24 protein-coding genes and 3 pseudogenes are annotated in these 22,844 nt (G+C 67.4%); 14 read left to right on the forward strand and 13 right to left on the reverse strand.

Going from position 1 to position 22,844, the window contains the following annotated elements:
* The first annotated feature begins 21 nt into the window (after window positions 1-21).
* Window positions 22-210, forward strand: coding sequence for a hypothetical protein (locus ACFC1I_RS13770; protein ID WP_376010298.1), 189 nt, complete (start codon window positions 22-24; stop codon window positions 208-210).
* A 35-nt stretch (window positions 211-245) separates the two neighbouring features.
* On the opposite strand, the gene ACFC1I_RS13775 is transcribed toward ACFC1I_RS13770, so the two are convergent.
* Both ACFC1I_RS13775 and ACFC1I_RS13780 read right to left on the reverse strand, forming a co-directional pair.
* Entirely contained in the window at window positions 246-701 is a 456-nt protein-coding gene (locus ACFC1I_RS13775; RefSeq protein ID WP_376010301.1) for an SRPBCC family protein, read from the reverse strand.
* A 238-nt stretch (window positions 702-939) separates the two neighbouring features.
* Window positions 940-1,119: pseudogene (locus ACFC1I_RS13780) on the reverse strand (hypothetical protein); the annotation flags it as partial.
* A gap of 71 nt (window positions 1,120-1,190) precedes the next feature.
* Between ACFC1I_RS13780 and ACFC1I_RS13785 the strand changes: the two are divergent.
* The 5 genes from ACFC1I_RS13785 to ACFC1I_RS13805 all read left to right on the forward strand — a co-directional run bounded on the left by ACFC1I_RS13785 (window position 1,191) and on the right by ACFC1I_RS13805 (window position 5,007).
* The gene (locus ACFC1I_RS13785) at window positions 1,191-1,985 is read left to right on the forward strand and encodes a hypothetical protein (protein WP_376010304.1); all 795 of its coding nucleotides are present in this window, start codon (window positions 1,191-1,193) and stop codon (window positions 1,983-1,985) included.
* Window positions 1,982-2,398, forward strand: coding sequence for a phage holin family protein (locus ACFC1I_RS13790; protein WP_376010306.1), 417 nt, complete (start codon window positions 1,982-1,984; stop codon window positions 2,396-2,398). The genes ACFC1I_RS13785 and ACFC1I_RS13790 overlap by 4 nt, the downstream gene beginning before the upstream one ends.
* Complete coding sequence (locus tag ACFC1I_RS13795; protein ID WP_376010309.1) at window positions 2,398-3,045, forward strand: DUF3618 domain-containing protein; 648 nt, start codon at window positions 2,398-2,400, stop codon at window positions 3,043-3,045. Before ACFC1I_RS13790 ends, ACFC1I_RS13795 begins: the two co-directional genes overlap by 1 nt.
* A gap of 228 nt (window positions 3,046-3,273) precedes the next feature.
* A complete protein-coding gene (locus ACFC1I_RS13800) occupies window positions 3,274-4,221 on the forward strand; it encodes a manganese catalase family protein (RefSeq protein WP_376010312.1) in 948 nt (315 codons plus the stop codon).
* A gap of 78 nt (window positions 4,222-4,299) precedes the next feature.
* Window positions 4,300-5,007: a glycosyltransferase family A protein gene (locus ACFC1I_RS13805; RefSeq protein ID WP_376010314.1), complete on the forward strand. Its 708-nt coding sequence runs from the start codon at window positions 4,300-4,302 to the stop codon at window positions 5,005-5,007.
* Window positions 5,008-5,195: 188 nt separating this feature from the next.
* Here the strand turns inward: ACFC1I_RS13805 and ACFC1I_RS13810 are convergent, their stop codons facing one another.
* Together ACFC1I_RS13810 and ACFC1I_RS13815 are read right to left on the reverse strand one after the other, a co-directional pair.
* Complete coding sequence (locus ACFC1I_RS13810; protein WP_376010317.1) at window positions 5,196-6,371, reverse strand: zinc-dependent alcohol dehydrogenase; 1,176 nt, start codon at window positions 6,369-6,371, stop codon at window positions 5,196-5,198.
* A gap of 179 nt (window positions 6,372-6,550) precedes the next feature.
* Window positions 6,551-7,033, reverse strand: a complete 483-nt coding sequence (locus ACFC1I_RS13815) for a GNAT family N-acetyltransferase (RefSeq protein WP_376010320.1) — start codon at window positions 7,031-7,033, stop codon at window positions 6,551-6,553.
* A 470-nt stretch (window positions 7,034-7,503) separates the two neighbouring features.
* On the opposite strand from ACFC1I_RS13815, the gene ACFC1I_RS13820 reads away from it, so the two are divergent.
* Complete coding sequence (locus ACFC1I_RS13820; protein ID WP_376010323.1) at window positions 7,504-8,598, forward strand: cytochrome P450; 1,095 nt, start codon at window positions 7,504-7,506, stop codon at window positions 8,596-8,598.
* A 64-nt stretch (window positions 8,599-8,662) separates the two neighbouring features.
* Here ACFC1I_RS13820 and ACFC1I_RS13825 read toward each other — a convergent pair.
* From ACFC1I_RS13825 to ACFC1I_RS13835, 3 genes and pseudogenes are all read right to left on the reverse strand, one after another.
* A pseudogene (locus ACFC1I_RS13825) lies at window positions 8,663-8,815 on the reverse strand (SDR family oxidoreductase); the annotation flags it as partial.
* Window positions 8,816-8,993: 178 nt separating this feature from the next.
* Window positions 8,994-9,764, reverse strand: a complete 771-nt coding sequence (locus tag ACFC1I_RS13830) for a nucleotidyl transferase AbiEii/AbiGii toxin family protein (protein WP_376010326.1) — start codon at window positions 9,762-9,764, stop codon at window positions 8,994-8,996.
* Window positions 9,757-10,407 carry a type IV toxin-antitoxin system AbiEi family antitoxin domain-containing protein gene (locus tag ACFC1I_RS13835; protein ID WP_376010329.1) on the reverse strand — a complete coding sequence of 217 codons (651 nt, stop codon included), beginning with the start codon at window positions 10,405-10,407 and terminating at the stop codon, window positions 9,757-9,759. The genes ACFC1I_RS13830 and ACFC1I_RS13835 overlap by 8 nt, the downstream gene beginning before the upstream one ends.
* 655 nt (window positions 10,408-11,062) lie before the next feature.
* On the opposite strand from ACFC1I_RS13835, the pseudogene ACFC1I_RS13840 reads away from it, so the two are divergent.
* From ACFC1I_RS13840 to ACFC1I_RS13850, 3 genes and pseudogenes are all read left to right on the forward strand, one after another.
* A pseudogene (locus tag ACFC1I_RS13840) lies at window positions 11,063-11,611 on the forward strand (extracellular solute-binding protein); the annotation flags it as partial.
* Window positions 11,538-12,194, forward strand: coding sequence for a carbohydrate ABC transporter permease (locus ACFC1I_RS13845; RefSeq protein WP_376010332.1), 657 nt, complete (start codon window positions 11,538-11,540; stop codon window positions 12,192-12,194). The pseudogene ACFC1I_RS13840 and the gene ACFC1I_RS13845, both read left to right, overlap by 74 nt.
* On the forward strand, window positions 12,191-13,174 hold the full coding sequence (locus ACFC1I_RS13850) for a carbohydrate ABC transporter permease (protein WP_376010334.1): 984 nt from the start codon (window positions 12,191-12,193) through the stop codon (window positions 13,172-13,174). The genes ACFC1I_RS13845 and ACFC1I_RS13850 overlap by 4 nt, the downstream gene beginning before the upstream one ends.
* Window positions 13,175-13,180: 6 nt before the next feature.
* On the opposite strand, the gene ACFC1I_RS13855 is transcribed toward ACFC1I_RS13850, so the two are convergent.
* From ACFC1I_RS13855 to ACFC1I_RS13865, 3 genes are all read right to left on the reverse strand, one after another.
* Entirely contained in the window at window positions 13,181-13,858 is a 678-nt protein-coding gene (locus ACFC1I_RS13855; protein WP_376010337.1) for a DUF6766 family protein, read from the reverse strand.
* Window positions 13,859-14,132: 274 nt separating this feature from the next.
* Window positions 14,133-16,778, reverse strand: a complete 2,646-nt coding sequence (locus tag ACFC1I_RS13860; protein ID WP_376010339.1) for an AAA family ATPase — start codon at window positions 16,776-16,778, stop codon at window positions 14,133-14,135.
* A 486-nt stretch (window positions 16,779-17,264) separates the two neighbouring features.
* Window positions 17,265-17,525, reverse strand: a complete 261-nt coding sequence (locus ACFC1I_RS13865) for a hypothetical protein (RefSeq protein ID WP_376010342.1) — start codon at window positions 17,523-17,525, stop codon at window positions 17,265-17,267.
* A 415-nt stretch (window positions 17,526-17,940) separates the two neighbouring features.
* Here ACFC1I_RS13865 and ACFC1I_RS13870 point away from each other — a divergent pair, with 415 nt between their 5' ends.
* Both ACFC1I_RS13870 and ACFC1I_RS13875 read left to right on the forward strand, forming a co-directional pair.
* Entirely contained in the window at window positions 17,941-18,183 is a 243-nt protein-coding gene (locus ACFC1I_RS13870; RefSeq protein WP_376010344.1) for a hypothetical protein, read from the forward strand.
* A 486-nt stretch (window positions 18,184-18,669) separates the two neighbouring features.
* Window positions 18,670-19,011 carry a hypothetical protein gene (locus ACFC1I_RS13875; protein ID WP_376010347.1) on the forward strand — a complete coding sequence of 114 codons (342 nt, stop codon included), beginning with the start codon at window positions 18,670-18,672 and terminating at the stop codon, window positions 19,009-19,011.
* A 163-nt stretch (window positions 19,012-19,174) separates the two neighbouring features.
* Here ACFC1I_RS13875 and ACFC1I_RS13880 read toward each other — a convergent pair whose 3' ends face one another.
* The 3 genes from ACFC1I_RS13880 to ACFC1I_RS13890 all read right to left on the reverse strand — a co-directional run bounded on the left by ACFC1I_RS13880 (window position 19,175) and on the right by ACFC1I_RS13890 (window position 20,657).
* Window positions 19,175-19,573, reverse strand: coding sequence for a hypothetical protein (locus ACFC1I_RS13880; protein WP_376010349.1), 399 nt, complete (start codon window positions 19,571-19,573; stop codon window positions 19,175-19,177).
* Between the two features lie 35 nt (window positions 19,574-19,608).
* Complete coding sequence (locus tag ACFC1I_RS13885) at window positions 19,609-19,902, reverse strand: hypothetical protein (RefSeq protein WP_376010352.1); 294 nt, start codon at window positions 19,900-19,902, stop codon at window positions 19,609-19,611.
* 332 nt (window positions 19,903-20,234) lie between these two features.
* A complete protein-coding gene (locus tag ACFC1I_RS13890; protein WP_376010354.1) occupies window positions 20,235-20,657 on the reverse strand; it encodes an Hsp20/alpha crystallin family protein in 423 nt (140 codons plus the stop codon).
* A gap of 95 nt (window positions 20,658-20,752) precedes the next feature.
* Between ACFC1I_RS13890 and ACFC1I_RS13895 the strand changes: the two genes are divergently transcribed.
* A complete protein-coding gene (locus ACFC1I_RS13895; protein WP_376010357.1) occupies window positions 20,753-21,109 on the forward strand; it encodes a MerR family transcriptional regulator in 357 nt (118 codons plus the stop codon).
* A gap of 293 nt (window positions 21,110-21,402) precedes the next feature.
* Entirely contained in the window at window positions 21,403-22,746 is a 1,344-nt protein-coding gene (locus ACFC1I_RS13900; protein ID WP_376010359.1) for a serine/threonine-protein kinase, read from the forward strand.
* Window positions 22,747-22,844: the final 98 nt, after the last annotated feature.

Raw genomic sequence — 22,844 nt, forward strand, 5'->3', positions numbered from 1 at the left:
CGCTTGGCTAGTGTCTCCGGCATGACCAAGACTGGCGACTCGTCCGGCACCAATTCCGGGCACGGACTCCGGATTTCGCGCAACCGAGCGTCGGGGCGCGAGATCGTCATCGTCGCGTGGAAGTACCCCCACGAACGGGGACAGACGGTGTGGCTGCGACCGACCACCGGGCTCGCGATCGCCCGCACGACGGCTGCGCGCACACGGTAGTCACCCACCCGTGAGCCATCCCCTTCTGAGCGGCGCTAGGCGTCGACGTCGCCGCGCCAGGCGCCGGTCTCGCCGCCCTGCGTCTCGATGAACTCCTTGAAGTTCTTGAGATCCTTCTTCACGGCGTGGCCACCCGCGCCCACCAATGCGCCCAGCCTCTCCGCCAAGCCCTCGGGGGCCCAATCCAGTTGCACTGCGACCCGGCTCGTCGTGTCGGAGAGTTTGTGGAACGTGACGACTCCAGCGTGCTCGGTGTCTCCGCCGGTGCTGGTCCATGCGACGCGCTCATCCGGATGCTGCTCGGTGATCTCCGCGTCGAACTCGCGTCGGATGCCGCCGACCTTCACCACCCAGTGAGTGAGCGTGTCGCTCGTCTGGGTGATCGATTCCACTTCGTCGAGGAACTGCGGGAAGCTCTCGAACTGGGTCCACTGGTTGTAGGCGGTGCGGACGGGGACGTCCACGTCGATCGTCTCGAAGAGCTGCACCATGGGATGTTCCTCTCACTCGCGGATGTGTCCGATCCATTAGGCCGGACTTGGTCCGGTGGTGGTCGGGGGTTGACAAACGAGCGTGCGCGGTCGATGCGACTCCGCATACACGCGTCGTGTCATCGCGCGGTCTTGCCGGGTAGCACGGTGCGGGCGCGGACACAGTCCTGGGGCGCTCGGCGCTGACGTGGTGGGGCACCCCCACCAGCTTGGATTCGGACGAGCCGCGCTGGCGGAGGTAGATCGCGCAGGCCACCGTCGCTCCGGCCGCAAGGGACTCGGACTGCCAGATCTGCAGGGAAAGTTCCAGAACTCCGGGAGACGGCGTAGGCGGCCCACATGAGCGCGCGGGGACGGCACCATACTCCGCCGCGCTCGCGATCTCGACCCCCTCTTCGGATCGGAGCTCCAGGCGCATGGTTTTCGCCACGGCGGATTCCCGACCGGCACGTCGCCGGCCAGACGCCGCCGATGAGATGGAGGAGGAGCATGTCGAGTTACGAGACCGGATCCGCTGCGGATCGCGGCGCGACCGGGTCGCCCGCAGGGGAGAACCCGGATACGGCGGACGTGAAGGAGCGTGCCGTCGACTCGGTCGCCGAAGTCGACGCGGGGGCGATGTACGTCGCCGGCGTCGCGGGCGACGAGATCCAGAGCGTGGCGCACGATGTGAAGGACGCCGCCCGAGGCTTCTTCGACGAGACGCGCGTGCAGCTTGCCGATCAGGCGTCCACCCAGCAGCGTCGCGCGGCCGACGCCCTCCGTGGCACCGGCGACGAGCTGGAGGGCATGGCCTCGGGTTCGGCCGACGGCTCGCGCGGCATGGCCACCAGCGCGGTGCGCGCACTCGGTCAGCAGAGCCGGCGCGCCGCCGACTGGCTCGAGCAGCGCGAGCCCGCGGACGTCGTGCGCGAAGTGCGCGGGTACGCGCGTCGGCACACCGGCGCGTTCCTGCTGATCGCGCTCGGCGTGGGCATCGTCGCGGGCCGTGTGACGCGCGCGCTGATGGCCGACGCACACAGTCGCACGGCACTCGGGAGCGGCAACGGGAGCGCGACGAGAGCCCGGCCGGCCGTCGCGGGCGGATCCGCCGGGCAGCACGCGACCGGGCAGCCCGCGGTCGCGACCGGCGCCCGTCCGACGACCGCCGGCGACGCCGGGGCCGGCGACACCCCGATCGGCGACGCCCTCGCGACCGACCAGGCCGTCGGCTCGACGGGCAGCGGACCGTCGGCCGCGTCCACGCAGGGCGACTGGTCGTCCCGCGACGAGGAGCGACCATGACCGACATGCCCACCCCCTCGCAGCAGAAGGCGGCCGAGACGTCGCTCGGCGACCTCGTGGGCGAGGTGTCGCGCGACCTGTCGACGCTCATGCGCAAGGAGCTCGAGCTGGCGAAGGCGGAGCTCGCCGAGTCCGCCAAGCGCGCCGGCACGGGCGCCGGGCTGCTGGGCGGCGCCGGCTACGCGGCGATGATGGCGATCCTCTTCCTGAGCCTCGCGCTCTGGTGGGCGCTGGGCCTTCTGATGGGCCTCGGCTGGTCGGGTGTGGTCGTCGCCGTCATCTGGGCCATCGTCGCCGGCATCCTCTACGCCGTCGGGCGGAGCCGGCTCAGCACCGTGCGAGGCGCACCGCAGACGGTCGAGACCGTCAAAGAGATCCCGGACGCGCTCAAGAGAAATCAGGAGAACCGATGATGAGCAATCCAGACCAGATCCGTGCCGACATCGAGGTCACGCGCGACGAGCTCGGACGGGACGTGGACGCGCTCGCCGACAAGGTGTCGCCGCCGAAGATCATGGAGCGGCAGAAGACGCGTGCCCGCCAGATGATGGGCGGCGTCAGAGACCATGTGATGGGTGTCGCCGACGATGTCGGAGACACCGCCTCGTCCGCCGGCCACTCGGTCGGCGACGCGATGGACGCCTCCGGTGACGCTGTGAAGGACCTGCCGCACAGGGCGAAGCAGAAGGCGCAGGGTGCGCCGATCGTTGTCGGCCTGCTCGCCGCGGGCGTGGGGTTCCTCGTGGCCAGCCTGATCCCGACCACCGACTCCGAGACGCGTTTCGCCGCCTCGCTGCGCGACCGCGCGCAGCCGCTCGTCGACAAGGCGGTGAGCGAGGCGAAGGATGCTGCGCAGGAGGTGGCCGAGAACCTCAAGGGTCCGGCGCAGGACGCCGTCGAACAGGTGAAGGAGTCCGCTGTCGACTCGGCCGAGACTGTCAAACAGGAGACCCAGGACACCGCGGAGCGGGTCAAGGAGACCGTCGCCGGCAACCTGTCACCGGACGACCGCGCGACGCCCCGCCAGGACGACGCCGAGGGCTGGCACCGGCTGGGCTGAGGCATCCCTCCCCGATACGACGAGGGGCCCCGCCGATGCCGGGGCCCCTCGTCGGCCGCCGCCTGCCCGCTTCAGGCGAAGTGGGCAGATCCAGGAGGCCTGTTGCGCGTTGGGTTTCGGCAGGCGCTGCGCAGGGTAGCGGGTGAGAGGGATCGCGTCGACCCCCGCGACGCGCGCTCGGGTCTCTGCGGATGGTGGGAGTTCCACCGCCACCATCGAAGGAGCATCATGTACTTCCACCTGCAGCAGCTCATCAATCCGATCGAGCAGGACGAGCCCGATCCCGCGGCGGCCAACGCACTGCAGGAGGGGCTCGGCGGGCAGTTCGGCGAGATGCGCACGATGATGCAGTACCTGTTCCAGAGCATCAACTTCCGCGGGCCCGAGGCCAAGCCCTACAAGGATCTGATCCAGGGCATCGGGACCGAGGAGATCAGTCATGTCGAGCTCATCGGCACGACCATCGCCCGCCTCGTGGACGGATCCCCTCGGTACCAGGGCAAGCCCGACGACCCGATCGATCAGCCCGGTGCTGGCGGTGCCGTGCCGCTGAACATCGCACTGTCGGAAGGCAACATCCACCACTATCTCGTCGGTGCGCAGGGCGCGCTTCCGGTGGATGCGGTCGGCAACCCGTGGAGCGGCAGCTACGTGTACAACTCGGGGAATCTGGTGCTCGACCTTCTGTACAACCTGATGCTCGAGTCGACCGGGCGTCTGCAGAAGTGCCGGCTCTACGAGATGACCGCGAACAAGACCGCCCGATCGACGATCTCTTACCTCATCGTCCGCGATCAGGCGCACGAGAACGCGTACGCGAAGGCTCTGGAGACCCTCGGCGTGAACTGGAAGGGCACGCTTCCGATCCCGAAGACGAACGCCGAGCAGTTCCCCGAGGTCAAGCGGCTGCTGGATCTCGGGCTGCAGAGCAAGCAGTACTCGTTCGACCTCGACGATCAGTCCGAGGCCGGCAGGATCTTCCAGGGCCTGTCGCCCTCGGGCGACGGAACGCAGCTCGATGCCTCGCAGCAGGCGCCCGAGGGAGCGCCCATCACCATCGCCCCCGAGCGTCGCGAGGAGTTCTCTCCGGGAGCGGACGCGGAGTTGATGGCGCTGATCCAGGCCACCGCCGAGATGGAGATGGCCGACATCGACGCCACGTTCGGTCGCATGTGAACGGATCGCGGCCGTCGGTGACGGTCGTCATCCCCGTGCGGGACGACGGCGTCGCTGCTGCGCCGATGTCTCGAGGCCTTGGGCCGTCAGACGTGGCCACCGGACGAGGTCATCGTCGTCGACGACGGTTCTCAGGACGACGCGTCGGGCGATGCCGCCGCCGATCACGGGGCGAGGCTGGTGACGCAACCGCCCCAGGGGATCGCCAGCGCCAGCGCCGCGGGCTATGACATGGCACGGGGTGATCTCATCGCTCGGCTGGATGCGGACTCGCTCCCTCCCGACGATTGGCTCGAGCGGCTCCTCCAGGCGCTGATCGACGATGCCTCCATAGACGCCGTCACCGGCGATGCGTGGTTTCTTCATGCGTCACCGCGTGTACGGCGTCATGCCGCGTCGGTGTACTTGGGCGCTTACCGGGCGATGCTCCTGCCTGCCCTGGGGCACACGCCGCTCTTCGGGTCGAACATGGCGTTCCGCCGGGACGTCTGGTCGCAGGTCGCGGCCGAGGTGCATCGGGAGGACGAGCTTCTGCACGACGACCTCGATCTCTCCTTCCATATCGGCAGGACGAGACGGATCCGACACGTCCGCGGGGCAGCGGTGGGCATCTCGGCGCGACCTCTGAAGATGGACCGGGCCCTTCTGCAACGCGTTCACCGAGGTTTCCACACCGTGGTCATTCATTGGCCGCGCGACTTTCCACCCTTGCGGTGGTGGGTGCGAGTGCGTTCTTTGCGCGCGCGGGCCACAGCGAGCGTGCAGCTGTCAACCCCCGGAGAATGAGCGCCCTCTTCAGCGAGGGTTGTTCCACCGTGAACTTGGAGGTCATGAGATGGGCAGATCGGTCGTTTCACCGGGGCGGACGTTTGATGACCACGACGAGTCCCTGCGCGATCAGGCCGATGACTTCGAAGATGCGCTCCGGGCCGACATGATCCGCGCGGGAGTCATCGCTGATTGGTGACGGACGCTCACGGCTTGAGGACGACCTTGATGCATCCGTCGTCCTTCTTCTGGAACGTCTCGTACAGGGTCGGCGCCTCGTCGAGGGACACGGTGTGGGTCACCAGATCCATCACGCCGAAGGGGTCGACGTCGTCTTCGACGAGGGGGAGGAGCGTGTCTGTCCACCGCTTCACGTTGCACTGTCCCATCCTCAGCGAGATCTGCTTGTCGAACAGCGTCTTCATCGGCATCAGGTCGGCGTCTCCTGCATAGACGCCGCTGATCGACACCGTTCCACCGCGACGGACGAGGTCGATGGCGCTGTGGAGTGCGGCGAGCCGATCCATGCCGGCGGTGTCCATCACCTTCTGCGCGATCGCGTCCGGCAGAAGTCCGACGGCCTGCTGGGCGAACTTGGTGCCGGGGTTGCCGTGCGCCTCGAGTCCGACCGCGTCCACGACGGCGTCGGCGCCTCGCCCGTCGGTCAGGTCGCGGAGTCGATCGATCACGTCGTCGGCGAGGTCGAAGGTGTCGACGCCGTGCCGCTCGGCCATCGCGCGGCGCTCGGGGACGGGATCGATGGCGAGCACCCGATATCCCCGGTGGACGCCGATACGGGCCGCGAACTGCCCTACCGGGCCGAGACCCATCACGGCGAGCGTGCCGCCCTCGGGGACCTGTGCGAATTCCACCCCCTGCCACGCGGTGGGCAGGATGTCGCTGAGGAACAGGTACCGCTCGTCGGGCAGATCGGTGCCGACCCGAACCGTGTTGTACTCGGCGAGCGGCACTCGCAACAGCTCGGCCTGACCGCCCGGGACCTGGCCGTAGAGCTTGGTGTAGCCGAAGAGCGCAGCTCCGCTGTCGTACTCGCGGACCTGCGTCGTCTCGCACTGGGACTGCAGTCCGGACCGGCACATGAAACAGTGCCCGCACGCGATGTTGAAGGGCACCACGACACGGTCGCCGACGGCGAGCCCCGTCACGTCCGCACCCACCTCGACCACCACGCCCATCGGCTCATGGCCGAGGATGTCGCCGGCGTCCAGGAACGGGCCGAACAGCTCGTACAGATGCAGGTCGGAGCCGCAGATAGCCGTCGACGTGATCCGCACGATCGCGTCGGTGGGCTCCTCGATCTCGGGGTCGGGCACGGTCTCGACGCTGATCTTGCGCTTGCCCTGCCACGTGACAGCCTTCATCGGTCTCCCTCTCAGTTCCTGTCGGTCTCGATGCGCGCGAAGCATGATTCGCTCACCCGCCGAACGTATGCGGGTGGGTCGCCGACCGCGCGTGGGTTGACGGAATCTGACGCGGGTGCGAGCATGCCCGGTCCTGTGGCCACGACGCCCACCACCGCCCGACTGAGTGAAGCGAGCGGCTACAGCGGCTTGCGGAGGAAGACCTGCTGGATGCCGTCATCGCCGTCGACGCGCTGGGTCTCGCGGTACCCGAGGCTCTGGTAGAGGCGCAGGTTCGCCTCGCTGAGGGATCCCGTGAAGAGCTCCGCTTCCCGGCATCCCGCACGTCGTCCGCGGTCCTCGACGGCGGCCAGCAGCCGCGAGCCGATCCCGAGTCCTTGGAGGTCGGGGGCGATCGCGAGCCGGCCGATGAGCAGCAATTCCGATTCGCGTTGAGCGCGCACAGCGCCGACCAGCCGCGAGCCCTGCAACGCGACCTGCCCGAGATTGACGGCAAGCTCCGCTCTGAGCTCGTCGAGGCTCTGTGTGAGGGGTGGCATGCGGACGGTGTCGTAGATCAGCGCCTCCTGCACGAACGCGGCGCGCTGCAGCGTGAGCACCTCGCCGGCATCCGGTTCACGGATGTCGCGGATGGTCAGGTCTTGGGGATCAGGACTGTTCATCGCGAACAGTCAACCGGCTGTCGCCGATTCCGCCCATCGGGTTGACGTGGGCGCCGCCGGGTGCGGCGACACCTAAAGAGACCTGCTCTCGGCTGCCCGGTATCAGTCGCCGCTTCAGCGCTGCGCCCGGAACCACCGGTAGCACATTCGCGGCGACGCCGCTTCCCCCTGCACGCCGCGCCCGTTCACTGGGACTGTGAGGTATGGCCAGCCCGCATGCCGATCCGCCGAAGACAGACACCTCCTCGGGCGGGGCACCACCGTCGGCGGGCGCCCGCCGCGCATACCCAGACGACTCGGTCGCACTGCTCACCCGGGGGTACGACTTCGGCGCCGGAGTCTGGCGTCGCGTCGCCGCCGGAGCCCGTGCCGCGCCGATGCGTCTGCTGGGCGAAGACGCGCTCCTCGTCCGTGGGGCGGACGGGGTGAGGTTGTTCTACGACCAGACGCGGATCGCGCGACACGGAGCCATGCCGACGATCGTGCAGGAAACCCTGTTCGGCCACGGCTCCGTCCACAGCCTGGACGGAGAGGAGCATCGGCACCGGAAGGCGGCATTCGCCGATGCCGCGTACGACGACGCGCAGGTGGCACGTCTCCTGCCGCTGCTCGAGCACGAATGGCGCAGCGAATTCGACGGTTGGATCAGCGGCGGACGCCGGAGTGCGTATGACGCGGCAGTCGGCGCTTTCGGTCGATCCGTCATGCGGTGGGCCGGCCTCCCCGGCACCCTTGATGCGCAGACCCGCTGGGCTCGCCGGCTCGCCCAGATCGTCGACGGATTCGGTGCACCGTACTCCCCGGCTTTTCCGCACGCGATGGTGAATCGTTGGTGGTCCGACCGACACGCGAAGAACTTGATCGACTCCACGCGATCAGGACAGCTCGCTCCCGCGGCGGACACGGCGTTCGCAGTATGGGCGTCGCATCGAGATGCGAGCGGGGAACTCTTGCCGTCGCGCGTGGCCGGTGTCGAGCTGCAGAACACCATCCGTCCGATGATCGCCGTCGCGCGGTTCGTGGCGTTCGCGGCGAAGGAACTCCACGAGCGCCCGGCGTGGCGCGATCGGATCGCCGCGGAGTCGGCTGAGCGCGGAAGCTGGGTGCAAGGGCCGGCCGCGACGATGTTCGCGCAGGAGATCCGGCGCACCGCGCCCTTCGTGCCGATGCTGCCCGGATGGGCGATTCAGGATGTCGCCCTGGACGGTATCACGCTGCCGCGCGGCCGCCGAGTGGTGCTCGACATTCTCGGCACGAATCTGGACGATCGATCGTGGACGAACGCAGCGGCGTTCGACCCAGACCGCTTCCGCGGGGTCGACGATTACGAGACCCTGACGGCGTTCATCCCGCACGGTGGAGGAGACGTGCGCACCGGCCACCGATGCCCCGGTGAAAAGCTCGCGATCGCCGGCCTTGCGACAGCCCTCGCTGCCCTCAGCGATCACCGTCTGTCGATCGAGAACTCAGGGCTCGGCGTGAATCGGCGACGTCTGCCCACGATGCCGCGGTCGGGTGGACGCATCCGCGCCGTCGATTCGCGATCACGCTGTCCCTTCCCCTGATGGGCGGACCGGTGAACCCGGACGGGACGGTCGATGTCGACCGGGCATCGACCGTCTCCCGCAGTCAGGGCGCCGGCATCCCACCGTTCACGTTCAGCGTCTCGCCGATGACGTAGCTGGACTCAGGAGATGCCAGGAAGACGAATGCGGGAGCGAGTTCGGCGGGCTGACCCATTCGGCCGAGCGGAGTGTTCTCGCCGAAGTGGGCGATTTTGTCCTGCAGCTCGCATCGAGCCCGGGCTCGGGCTGCGCTGCTTGCGGGGTTCGATGTCGGCGTACAGCTGCGCCGGCCGCAGTGTCCGCGCACACGGCCTGGTGTGCGCACGCCGTCGTCGACGAGGGGCCGCGTGGCGAAGGTTGCGCCATGATCGTCGACCTCGACTAGACCGCCTTCGTCATGACGAGAGCGCTGTGATCGCTTCCTTCACGATGTTCGCTGCGTGCTCTGGTGTCGTCGTGATGACGCCCTGATGTGCGAGCGACCCCTCCCAGTCACGCTCGCTCGGCACTTCGGCGAAGGAGATTCTCGACGGAGTCGTGTGTTGGCCGTAGCGGCAATAGAGCGCCGCGGCAGCCTCGTTGATCCAGCCCTTCTCCGCCAGAGCCCATAGGTCGTACAGATCGCGTGGTGCGTGCCGGTCCTCCCAGGCGGTGAGCTTGGACGCGACGAACGCTGGTGGGGTGAGCACGTGGAGCCTCGCGGGCGGGGCGTCGCTGTACCGCTGCTCGAGGTCGACGAGCTGCCGCGGCCACGGTGGGTAACCCTCCGAGTTTAATAACTGCACCTGGATGCGAGTGCCCTTCACATCAAGAATCGATGGCTGCGGGTGCGGCGCTTCACCGAGCGGCGGGGTGAGCGACACGGCGCCCAGGGTGCGCCGGAACCGGCGCTGGACCTCCGCCTGGATCCGCGCGCCAACCTCACGCCGATTGCTGAGTGCGATCAGGTCGATGTCCTCAGACAGCCGCAGCTCCGGCAGCAGCGTTCGAGAGAGCGCCGTTCCGCCGAAGAAGACGACATCGCCCTGCGCGGCCGCCGCGATCGCGGCCAGCCCATGCGAGATGACGTGGTCGCGGACGACCTGTTGGGCGGCGACACCGAACTGCTCCTCGACCGCGCGGCGCTCCTGCGGGTCGAGAACGCCGGGGACCGTCCGGTCAGGCAACGAAGAGTCCATTCCTGAGGTCGCGGACCATGTCTCGCACGGCGTCGTTAGCCCGGCCGTGCCACTCGCAGATCTCTGCAAGTTCATCGCCGCTCACCTGCCCCCGGAAATTCCGCGCGGCATCACGAGCCGCATCCGGCAGCTTGCCCTGGTTCGGCCTCATGAGCAGGTCGTACATCGTCTGACGCGGCGTGGTGACCAGGCCCTCGCCGAGCTCGGTGTCCTCGAGCTGCGCCTCCACCCGGTCTAGGTGGCGAGGGATCATGTACACGGTGCCGCCGCCGCCGAGCCTCACCGGGTGTCGGAGTTCGGGCACCGCAACCGTTGTGACCGCGACCGCGCGTGGGATCGCCGTCCAGTGGCGCGCAGCGCCAAGGCCCATGAGGATGGCGTTGCGCTCTCCGAAGCGAGCGGTTGCTACCGCCAGGCCAGCCGCCTCGATCGTCGGCTTCCAGGTGCGACCGTCCTCGCCGGCAGGCGGCACCGTGTACACGCCCTTGGTGATCCGGGCGACCGCCCCCTGCTCGGCGAGCCGGTCGAGGGCGCGCCAGACGTTGCTGCCGAGTTCCTCGAGGTCCGCATAGCGCGCCGTCCTCAGCGGAGCTCGCTCAATTCTGCGGAGCAGTTCGACGTCCGTTAGCATTCCACCACCTACTTTGTTTATCCCAGTATACGCAAGCGGTATACCTGGATAAAGTAAGTCACCGAATGAGCAGTGCAGCCTGAAGCGGGGGCCAATCAATGGGCCGTGTTGCTGATAGGCCACGAGTGGGCATCGCGTCGATAGGTGGCTGACCACGGCCGGAGTGCCGGGGATGTCAATGTGGAGCACGCGCAGCGCAGCGAGCATGAACGACATTGACACCTCCAAGCGCAGGCTGAGGATAAGCCGTCGAGGCGATGGAAGACGACGCGCCACCCCGTCGCCGGTGGCGGTCCTCGTTGAGACAGTCGACCATGCGCGGCGGCCTTGGTGGAAATCGCAGCGCGCGTAGGGGGATGGGATCGCGGGGATCGAGACTCCTCGGCCCGTGCGTCGACAGGGACGCGCGCGCTACGCCTCGATCGACGGTTCGTCAATCCCCTCGGTGGTCTGGCCGTCCCGTCTTTACCGTCCCTCCACCGCCCACTTCTCACGGGTGGAGGAGGCGATCATGCGTTCTACACGATGGACGGCCGCCGGAGTCATCGCTCTGCTGGCGGTCGGAGCCACGGGATGCGCCGTCGGAACGGGGGGCGCCGGGGACGACGGGGCCAAGTACGATTCCGGCGCGAAGCTGAGCGGCACGCTGTCCGTCATGGGCTTCTCGGGCGTCGACGAAGTGGCGACGAGCCGCGTCGACTACGCGAAAGAGCAGCTGGGCGATGTCGAGGTCAAGCTGGCCGAAGGAGACCTCGATCTGCAGCAGTTCCTCTCCGCGGTCGCGTCCGGCAAACCGCCTGACATCGTCTACGCGAGCCGGGATCAGATCGGTTCGCTTGCGGCGCGCGGCGCGGTCGTTGCGCTCGATCGCTGCATCGACGGCGAGAGCATCCCGACCGACGACTTCGTGAAGTCGGCGCTGGATCAGGTGACCCTCGACGGCACCGTCTACGGCATCCCCGAGTTCAACACCGTCCAGCTCACGATGGCGAACGCAGATCTGCTCTCGGCGGCCGGGCTGACGATCGACGACGTCAACGGCTCCGACTGGGATGCCGTGAGCGCGGCGAACAAGGCCCTCACGGTGAGCGACGTCGCCCACAGCGGCAGGAACTCGGGGACCGCTGTACGTGCTGGTCTCGCTGCTGCTCGCGTTGCTGCTCAACCGTGCCGGGCGCAGCGCCGGGTTCTTCCGCACGGTGTTCTTCCTGCCGAAGATGACCCCACCGGTGGCCGTCGGCATCTTGTTCCTGCTGCTTTTCAACGGGCAGAACGGGCTCTTCAACACGGTGCTGGGATGGTTCGGAATCGACGGGCCATCATGGACGACGGATGCCGCGTGGGTGAAGCCGGGGCTCATCATCATGAGTCTGTGGACGGTCGGCGCCTCGGTCATCATCTTGCTGGCCGCGCTGCAGGCGGTGCCCGACGAGCTCTACGACTCGGCAAAGCTCGACGGCGCGGGGTTCTGGCGTCAGTCGTTCTCCATCACGGTGCCGATGATCAGCCCCGCGCTCTTCTTCATCGTCGTGGTCAACACGATCGCGGCGCTCCAGACCTTCGATGAGGCGTACACCGCGTTCTTCGGCGCGGGCAACACCACCTACAGCAACGACGCTGCGCTGTTCTACGTGATCTACCTGTTTCAGCAGGCGTTCGAGTTCCTGCACATGGGCTACGCCTCGGCTATGGCCTGGGTGCTGTTCGCGCTCATCATGGTCGTCACCGCCATCCAGATCGTGGTGTCGCGTCGCGTCGTGTACTACGAGGGGGATGATCGGCCATGAGCAGGGTGCTCCCTCCCGGCTTGCCGCACGACGAGGACATCGATGCGCAGCATCCCACCGCTTCTCTCGCGCCGTACCCGCACGCCGAGCAGGATCGCCCGGCACCTCAGCGGAAGCCGACGCGGACCGAGGCCGCCGGGCGCGCACGTCGGCGACACGTGGTCCGCCGGTCGCTCGTCATCGCGGGGCTGTGCGTGCTCGCTGTCGTCTTCGCCTACCCGTTCGTGTGGCTCGTCAGCGCGTCGTTCAAGCCCCGCGGGGAGGTGTTCGACAACCGGCTGATCCCGGAGACCTTCACGTGGGACAACTACGTCCAGGTGTGGCAGGCCGCGCCGCTGGCGCTGTGGCTGTGGAACACCCTGCTGGTCACCGTGCTCGCGGCCACCACGGTGACGCTCTCGAGCGCCATGGTCGCGTGGGGGTTCGCGTACTTCCGGTTCCGGGGGAGAGGCGCGCTGTTCGGCGTCGTGCTCGCGAGCATGATGCTGCCCGGTGCGGTCACGATGATCCCGACGTTCCTCATCTGGAACGCCCTCGGGTTCGTCGGCACACTGGTGCCGCTGTGGGCGCAGAACCTCTTCGGCAGCGCGTTCTACGTGTTCCTGCTCCGGCAGTTCATGCTCGGCCTGCCCCGGGACTTCTTCGAGGCCGCCCGTGTCGACGGCGCCTCGAACTGGGATCTGTTCTGGCGGATCGCTCTCCCCCTCAGCAAGCCCGCGCTGGCTGTCACGTTCGTCTTCGAGGTGCAGGCCGTGTGGACCGACCTCATGCGCGCGCTGATCTACCTGCGGGACTCCTCCGACTACACGCTGCCGCGGGGACTGAAGTCCCTCGTCGACGCGTTCGGCTTCGGAGGTGAGTGGCACTGGGAGCTCATCGTGACGGCGAGCGTGATCGCCACGGTGCCGATGATCATCGTGTTCTTCGTCGCCCAGCGGCAGATCATCCACGGCATCAGCGCGGGCGGCGTCAAGGGCTGAGACGCGCTACTCGGATTCCTCGGCGCTGACGTGGTGCGGCATCCCGACCGGTTTGGATTCGCTGGAGCCGCGCTGGCGGAGGTAGATCGCGAAGGCGACCATTGCGCCGACCGCGAGGAACTCGGACTGCCAGTTCTGCAGGGTCCGGTTCCAGAACTCCGGGGAGACGACGTACTCGGCCCACGTGATCGCCGGGAGCCCGTGCTCGGCATTCTCGTCGTTGGCCACGACCACGCCGCCGAGGGACTGGGCCAGCCACGACAGGAAGAAGATCGTCGTCATCACGAGCAGCAGCGAGTTCGAGTAGATCCATCGTCGTGCGCCGCCCACGCGTGCCCAGAGCGGAGAGTCCCGGCGCGCGTGTTCACCGACGTACTGGTCCTCGTCGGTGCCCACGCCCTCGTCACCGGGGATTTTCGACTCAGGTGATCCGCGCTGGATGAGCCAGATGGTGCCGAAAATGAACAGCGAGAACTGCAGGAACTCGGACTGCCAGTTCTCGGCCACGTCGACGAGGAACGCCGAGGACGACACGAACGCGAGGTAGCCGATCATCGTCTGCCCGTGCTGCTGCAGCTCTTCGTTGTTGAACGACCATCCCGCGAGCGACTGGCCCACTAGGGCGAGCACGAAGATCGCGAAGAACGCCAGGCTCAGCCCGTTGTCTCGCAAGGCGCGGCGCATCGGTCACCGTCCCGTCAGCGGAATGACGATCATCACCGTCAGCCCGACCACGATGGTGACCATCCACAGCCAGAAGGCCACCCGCATGCCTACGGTCTCGCCGTCGTCTTGCCCCGTCATGCGGTGAAGCCTAATTACGCGATGCAGACCCTGCGCAAGCCCCTTGTCTGCTCCCGATCGCGCGTGCTGACCTCGCCGGAACTCCCCGCAGCGCGAGACCATGTCGGTAGAACCGGAGTTGCTGGACCCGGTCGTCGAACGGCGGATCGGGCACTCAGATCGAGATACCCGGATGCTGCGCCTCGGTCCCTGCTCCGAGTTGCGGCAGCGACGCTTGGTGGCGTGCGGCCCGGCGCAGTTCAGCTTCAGCGGCGCGACGCGACTCGTTGATGGTTACCTCCGTGGATCCGCGGAGCATGGTGGCCGCCAACCTTTCCCTGGCCGTCTCGTCCGTGCGCCCGATCACGACCGCCTCGTTGTGATGGCGTCCCCGAGTCAACCCGACGTAGAGGCCGGCAGCATCAACGTCCGGACCGACGATGGCGGTGTCGGCGGTCTCGCCCTGGATGCCGTGGACCGTGGATGCATACGCCAGCACGACGTGGTCGAGCGCGTATTCCCGACTGATGCGCCGGCGTTCGCCGGCGTCGGCGGGGGAGACGAGGTCGATCTTGTCTTGGTCGATCCGGCTCACGATCCACTGAGCCCGGTTCTCGACACCCGTCCGGGGATCGTTTCTGCGCGTTTGCACCATGTCGCCGACGAGGAGGCGTTGCTCGTCGCGTCCCCACGCGAGGGTGGTCGGATCGAGTTCGCCGGCCTCAACCCGAATCTGCTGAATGTCGGAGTTGATCGCGTCCGCCTCACTGTTGGAGCCGCACACAAGCGCTACCCGCGATCCGCGGGCAGCACCATCGAGGTAGCACTCGACCATTGCCGCTCGCGCCAGTTCGATGTTGTCGACTCGTCGAAGCTGGCCTCGCATCGCGAGCTGCTCGGCGATCTGCAACGCGTCATCTCGATCGCGCGGATGCCGCAGGCGCAGGGTCAGCGCTGCATATTCAGCGTCGCGGAATCGGTGCACGGTGTCCAACTCGACGGACGCCGAGGCGTGGCGGATGGCGGTCTCCATGGCTCCGGCATGCCCGACCGGCAGCGCCTGATGCGTGTCGCCGACCATGGCGACGCCGGCCCCGGTCTCCAGAGCAAGTTCGGTGAGGGCATCTGCGGTCTGCAGATCGACCATCCCCGCCTCATCGACCACGATCCGATCCCCTCGGCGAAGCCCGAATCGCTGCGGACCGCCATAGGTCAAACCACTCATCGGATCGGCGTCGCCGACAGTGAGGCGCTTCCACACCTGGGCGCCGATCGCGTCCCGGGACCATCGGTACCCGTAGTCATACAGCAAGGCATGCAGGCTGGATGCGTCCGCCCCGGTCTCTCGAGCTGCGACAGACGCCGCCTTGCGGGTGGGTGCGACCACCAGCATCCGTCGTCGTTGCCGATCGAGCCCGGCATAGGCTGCGCGCAGCATCGTGGTCTTACCTGCGCCGGCTGGCCCGGTCACCGCGACGAGCCCATGGGTGCCGGCGATCGCGCACGCGGCTGTCGACTGCGATGCGTCCAGCAGGTCGAGTCCTTCGACGGATGCCGCGACACGGCGTAGTTCGTCCGGTAGCAGCGCTCGCCCGCCGATGGCGATGGCGTCGAAGCGACCCGCGATGCGCACCTTGAGTCGCATCGTGTCGGTCGCCATGAGCGCCTTGATGTGGCCCGGAATGTCGGGTTCGGCGGTGAGGCGGACGATGTGCCGGCCGGCGCGGCTCACGATGTCCTCGAGCAGGTCGTCAACCGCAGCGCGTTCGGCAACCATCCCCGTGGCTGCCAACGCCCGGAGGGCGCCGGCGCGGAGGTCGAACTGGCTGAAGCGGCCGTTCGAGGCGCGCGAGCGATCGTCGGCGTCGACCACGGCTGCGCGCGCCACCTGATCGAGATCGACGCTTTCGGGCGGAGTCGGTCGCACCCGGCGCTCCCCGCGTGCATGGGTGAGGAGGGGGTCGATGGCGATGAGCTCATCTCGCACGGCTGCTTCCCACGAGTCCTCGTCGAGCAGTGTCGGCTTGTTCGGCCGGGAGATCGCCCACGCTCGCCGATCGATCTGCTGCAGGACTTCGATGCTCGGCTGCAGGCCGCCATGCGCTCGCGTCCACTCCGCGATCAGCCGCGCCCGATTCGCTTCGATCTGGGCGGAGCGACGGGAGAACGGGGCAACCGCGGCGGCGAGTTCGGCGATCTCGCCGTCTTCGCCGATCGTGTACCCATGACGCGCGAGCGCCGTCACCCATCGAGGGTCGGTGCGTGCGGCCAGTTCGCCTTCCGCGTTGACGACGGTGTGGAACTTCATTGCGACGCGCGAGTCGACGTTCGACCACTTGCCGTCCTCGCCGAGCACCTTGATGTTCAGCCAGAGATGCCGGTGGATGTGCGGGTCGAGCGCGCGGGAGCGACGGTGCTGCAACTCGACGACTTCGACGCGGCTGATCGACTCGCGGATGCTGCCGCCGTGCCCGCGACGCGCGTTCAACTCTTTCTGCCACAGGAGGATCACGCGGTCTCGAATGCGGTCCTGCAGTGCCTCGAACTCGGCGGCCAGTTCGGGATGCAGCAGTGCCGCGATGCTGTACGACTTTGGGTGATTCAGTGTCCCGTCGAGGAGAAGGTCAGCCTCCGGACGAAGCAGGGTCTTGCCGCGCTCCTCGCCGCTGACCGGGTCGTGTCCACTCAGCCACACCCTTAAGGCGCTCGCCGACAGCTCGTCCGATCGCAGAGTTCCTGTCTGCACGACGAACCTCGTCACCGACGCGTCGCCGCCGCCGCTGTACGCCTCGAGCGCGGCGGCGCCGGGGGAGTGGACCAAGTGCGCGTCGCATACTCCCTCGAGCGCGTAGGCGATCGCGTGGCGAACTCCGCGGGACTCAGCACCCCGTTTCCATCGCTCGAGACCTCCGCGCATGGCGACCACGGTAGCGGGTTTTTTGCATAATCGCTACAGGTTTACACATCTGATGCCTGCGTGCATCGCGGTCTTCGTCTTCGTCTTCGTCTTCTACTTCTTCTACTTCTTCTTCTTCTTGGTCTTGGTCTTGGTACGAGTCTTGGTCCCCTGCTGGTCGCTTGGACCTCGTCCGTGTCTCGGTTGAGTCGGTGCGTGCTTCTCTAGGATCGGGAGCGTGCCCGGCCACGGTGCCGCCATCGTGCAAATCATCGGCCTGACTACTCGGACGAGCGGCCACCATGTCACCTCGACAGGCTCGCGCGCCACCTGTGCGACCGCTCAGGGACCGGCTCTCGAGCGTTCAGAACGACGTCGGGCCGCGGCCTCCGCACATTCGGGCCTGGTAGATCAGGACGCACCTCCCACGTTCCATTGCACGAGGTTCATGAGCAGCGCAAGCAGCGTGATTACCATGGCGAGGGAGAAGAGAACCCAGCGTTCGGCGATGAATCCGAGCACGCAGCACCCGATCGAAGCCACGAGGAGTACCCGCGCAGTCGTCACCCACGTAGCGACTTCGCTCGACTCGAGTCCTCCTCCGAAGGCACCGTGCGCAAGGAATCCGAGAGCGTTCACGACCTGCCACCCGGTTGCCAGCAGCAGTATCACGCATAGGATCCAACCGACCCGCCCGGTGACTATCTGGGCGCGAGAGCGGCGAGGCACTGCGGCACCGTCCCGCGGAGCGCCAGCGTCATCGGTCATGCGGAAATCTCCACGTCGGTGCGGTCTTGAGCAGGCGTCGCAGACGTCAACTCCTTCCGAATCGGACCGATCACTCAACCACAAGTAGCACACGCCATCCTTGCGATCCAGCAATGCGCGACGCCACGCAGGGTGTCACTCAAGGAGCACAATTCGGTCATGCGCCGGCCGCGCGGCTGATGAGCGTGAGCACGGCGGCCGCGATGATAAGCGCGAGCCCCGAGCACCAGAGGCCAGCGGGCGAAGGCGGGCGTCGCACCCGACAAGACGATGCTTGCACTTGCGCCGACAACGAGGTCTTCCAGATGCGGGAAAGTTGGTGTCGGTCGGTGACGATTCCTGGATCGAAACGATTGGCGGACGACGCGCGTTCAAGGTCGACAGGAAGGTCGCCCGGATTCGCGACACGCTTGTAATCCGTGACGTCGCAGGTAACGAGGTCGCGAAGGTGCAGGAGCGCAAGATCGCGATCCGGGACACCATGGCGATCGAGCGTCCGGGCGACCCGACGCGACGATCAAGAAGGCGCTCATCAATCCCCTGCGGGATCGATTCACGCTGAGCGCCGACGATGTCGGCGAGATCGATATCCAGGGCAACATCGTCGACCACGAGTATGACTTTGAACGCGACGGCGCGAAGATCGCCGAAGTGTCCAAGCGATGGCTGCGCGTTCGCGATTCCTATGGTGTCGAGATCGTTCCGGGTGAGGACATCGCTTTAATCCTTCCCGCCACGGTGGCTCTCGACCAGTTGTCCCACTGATCGCAGGAATGGCCAGTATGTGAGCGGCCCGGCGGGCGAGCGCCGGGCCTCACCGCCGGGACCTCGCGGGATGACGGCAGTGGCTCTTCAGCCTAGGTCGCCGAGGACCGTCGGGGAACACCCGCGCCCACAGGCTAAGTGGTGAAGAAGTTGACCGCCGTCCGAGCCCCGATCTCGCAGGCCGAGTTCGACGCCCTCAGGCCAAGACACTGGCGGCTTTAGCCCAGGCTGTGCGGACAACAGAGAAGGCGGCATCCCGCCACCGGGATGCCGCCTTCATCGGATGTACGGTCTTGGGCGGGGGCCGGGCGACGCACGGCGCGCGTTCGACCAGCAGCCGATCGAAGCGGCAGCCCTCGCGGAAGCGGCCACCAGGGCCTTCGAGGCGACTGGCGACGACCGCTGGCCGATGCTGTTACGGGCGACATGGAATTGGTTCGAGGGCGCGAACGACGTCCGCATTGCTTTGTTCGATCCGAAGACGGGAGCGGGCTACGACGGCCTCACACCGACGGGCCGCAACAACAATCGCGGCGCGGAGTCGACGCTCGCTGCGCTCGCGACCCTGCAATGCCTCCAACGCGTCACCGTTGCTGTCCGCTCCGGCGCCATCGACGGGGATTAGTCATCGCCTCCGGGCAGGTTGGAGGAGCAGGGCAACGTTCGCGCCGGGCCAGATGAAGAGATGCGCGGGTCATCGCACATGCCTCCATCGGCACCGAAGACGTTGAGGAGCGCCTGAGCGGTGGAGGGCGGCCGCAGGGACCCGATCACAGATCGGTGCGGGGTTACTGGCCGTGGATGAATTTCTCGGCGTGCTCGACGGCTTTGTGGAACGAGTCGTTGCGTAGGGAGATCGCGGGATCGTCGGTCACGGTCTTGCCGGCGATCTCGGTGTATCCGGTGAGCCCGGGCGGCCGCAGTACCCAGATGCCTCCGTATGGGGGCAGGTAGAACACGGCGAAGGAGCGTTCCGATTGGTCGTCTTCCCAGACCGGGACGACGGCGACGGCGGCGCCTGTGTCGACGTTGATCCATTGGGCTCGGGGTCGGGGTTGGTCGGCGTCGTATACCGCGGGGTCGAGGAATGGGGCGGTGCCTTCCCCGAAGCGCTGTTCGAACCGTTCGTGGAACACGGGGAAGAACGTGTAGTCGTAGCGACGCCACGCACTCGGATTATCTGCCACTTCGCACCTCTTTGTTGTCGTTTCTGCGCGAGGGCTCAGGTGCTGGCAAGGTGCCTGGTGTGGGCCTGGTGTGGAGCGAGGTGGGGGATGGGTACCGGCTTGGTGCGCTGCGGGGTGATGTCGAGGTCTGCGAGTGCGTCGTGCGCGGTTGCGTACCGGGTGGGCCGGGCGAGGTCTCGCATCCAGGCCACTTCGCACTGGTTGGTGTCGACTTCCCAGATCCGGGCCACGGTGCGATCCGCGTGCCGCGGGTGGTACCGGGTGTCGATGATCACCCATTCGCCGGGGGCGTCGGTTCGGAGTTCGAATTGGCTGCGGTTGCCGGTCATGATCGTTCGTCCAATGACTTTCGGTGGTGGCGCGGGGCGTCACCGTGTTTCGGTTCCATCGGTGACTGTCAGCGTGCGCACCGGTCTCGGAGGAGGGCGGCGGCCCGGCCCACTTGAACACGGGCACCGTTGGGGTGCGGGCGTCGCGCACGAGGCTGCGACGGCTCGACAGGGAACGACGCGGGCGGGGCGCGCCGCCACCTCACGAGATCGGCGTGCTAACGCTAAGGAGCTGGAGAGCGTCGTGACGGCGGGGGAGAGCGTTCCCGGGTCGCCGGTTCCCCAGCCGCGCGGACGATTGCGGGCGAGTGGAGCATGATGACCCCGTGCTGTCAGGCGTTGATGGCCTGCAGGTTCTCGCCTGTGCTGATGGTGATCTTGCGCGGTTTCGCGTGCTCGGCGACCGGGATCTGCAGGGCCAGCACTCCGCCCTCGTATCCGGCGGTGATGTGGTCGGTGTCGAGACTGTCGCCCAGGAACAGCTGCCGGCTGAAGAGGCCACGGGGTCGCTCGGCGGCGATCAGGGCCGCGTCGCTGGCGCGGGGTGGTCGCACTGCTTTGACGGTGACGATGTTGTGTTCGACGTCCAGGTCGATCGAGTCCGGGTCGACGCCGGGGAGGTCGAACTCCACGTGGAAGGTGTCGCCGTCTCGCCAGGCGTCCATGGGCATGACGGATGGGTGGGCGAGGGTGCCGTCGAACATCTGTTGGGTGAGCCGGTCCAGTTCACGGAACGGGTCTGTGCGCATCAGCATCGTGTCCTCCTCTATGTTCTGTTGGATGCTTCGAACCGGCACAGCTCCAGGAGGATCTGTGCCCTGCGCTATAGATTTGTTGTAGCACGCGTGACATGCTGTGGCAAGAAGAGATTCTCGGATACTCGATTCGGTCAGGGGAGTGTGAGGCGATGACGGAGGGCGGCGTGGATCGGGCGCGGGGGGTGTACGGCATTTCCGTCGCCGCCGAGCTCGTGGGCATGGGTGTGCAGAACCTCCGTGCGTATGAGGCGCGTGGCCTGCTCGAACCGGGACGCACAGATGGTGGCACGCGCCGCTACAGTGCCAACGACCTGGCCCGACTCCGCCGGATCAGCGAACTGCTCACAGCCGGCCTGAACATCGCCGGCATCGCCATGGTGCTGCACCTGGAAGACGAGAACACCCAACTCCGCGAAAGGCACGCCCTGCTCACCGCCGAGCACGCCTGACATCTCGCAGCGGGCTGAGATAGGGGGTGGCTGAGACGAGTCGAGCGCGCCTCGCGACACCGCACCGACCTCACAGCTCCGCTTCGGGTGATCGCGCCACCGTGGCACGCGATCCGCGGCATCAGCCGGATGGGACGGTGCCGTCCCGCGGACGCGTGAACCGGCCGACCACCGAGCGCGCTCAGCACCGGTGGCACCGAGCTGTCAACCCTGTACGTCCCTGTGCGCCTCCGAGTTAGCGTGAGCCAAGTCGAACGCAATGCTGCCGTGGATGCGGCGGGGAGGACATCAGCGTGACGTACCCGATCGAGCAGTCTCCGACCGTTGCCTTGTTGGATTGCCGGTACCAGCTTCACGAGCGGGTCGGTGAAGGCGGCATGTCCACGGTGTACCGGGCCGAGGACACGATCCTCGGTCGCACGGTGGCCGTCAAGCTGCTCAAGGACGGCGCCGAGGTGCTCGCTGCGCCCGTGCGTGCGCATCGAGAGGCAGGGGCGCTGGCCCGACTGAACCATCCTTCCTTGGTGACTCTGCTCGACGCGAAGCTGGCACTGGAGGGTCCCCGCTACCTGGTGATGGAGTACGTCGCTGGCCCCACCCTGTCTCGGCTGCTCCGTGATGGTCCGTTGTCCACGCTTCAGGTGGCGCAGCTCGCTGACGAGCTGGCATCGGGACTGGGCGACGTCCACGCCGCAGGATTGGTGCACCGTGACGTGAAGCCTTCGAACATCCTCCTCACCCCGTCGCCCGTCGCCGGGCTGGGTTTTCGCGTCAAACTCGCCGACTTCGGCCTCGCGCAGCTGACGGACGCGACCTCGGTCACCACCCCCGGGATGGTGCTGGGCACCGCGGCGTACTTGGCACCCGAGCAGGTCCGCGGCCAGGGCAGCTGTCCGGCGTCCGATATCTACGCCCTCGGGCTCGTGCTCCTGGAAGCCCTCATCGGCAAACGCGCGTTCAGCCACACCTCCGGGATCGGCGAGGTGATGGCCCGCCTCGTTGAATCGCCGGCGATCCCGGAGTTCATCGAACCCCGATGGGCAGACCTGCTCACGCGCATGACTCAGGCTGATCCGGCCGCCCGCCCGAGCGCGCTGGAGGTCGCCGAGATCGCGCGTCAGCTGCCGACCGGTGACGTCCGGCCCGCGAGGACCGCGATGCTGCCGCAACCGACCATTTCGGACACGGCACCTGTACGCATCCGTGCGCGTGCGCCCCATCGCGCCCCGACGGCGCATCGGCGGCGCGCCCGCCGCCCAGGGATACGAGCCTGGGTCGCTGCGGGCGCGGTCGCGTCGGCGATGACCGTCGCCCTCGTGTGCCTTCCCTGGCTGTCCGCCAAAACGGGGCCGGCACCCGTCACCGTCGACCGCGTGTCCGAGCAAGGTGGCGAACAAATGCCGGTCGACATGCCCGCGACCGATGACGCGCCGCCCCAGAACGTGAGCGATGTGGAAGCGCCCGCTCCGGTGAGCGACGTCCAGCCCGCCACCGACGTGACCTCGAAGGCCGACCGAGAAGCACAGAAGCAAGCCCACGCCGAACAGCGCGAGGCCGAGAAGGAGCAGGCTGCCGCGCAACGCGGGACGGAAAAAGCCGCACGCGACCAGGCTCGTCAGGAGAAGAAAGGCAAATAGCCGGCTGAGCGCGCTGGGGCTCGTCGAGGAGCTGCTGATCCAGCTCGTCCCTATCAACTGGGGAGCAACCACTGGTGGTCCCTCCGACGAGCGCAACG

Source organism: Microbacterium sp. NPDC056044 (genome assembly GCF_042267145.1).
Taxonomy (GTDB): domain Bacteria; phylum Actinomycetota; class Actinomycetes; order Actinomycetales; family Microbacteriaceae; genus Microbacterium.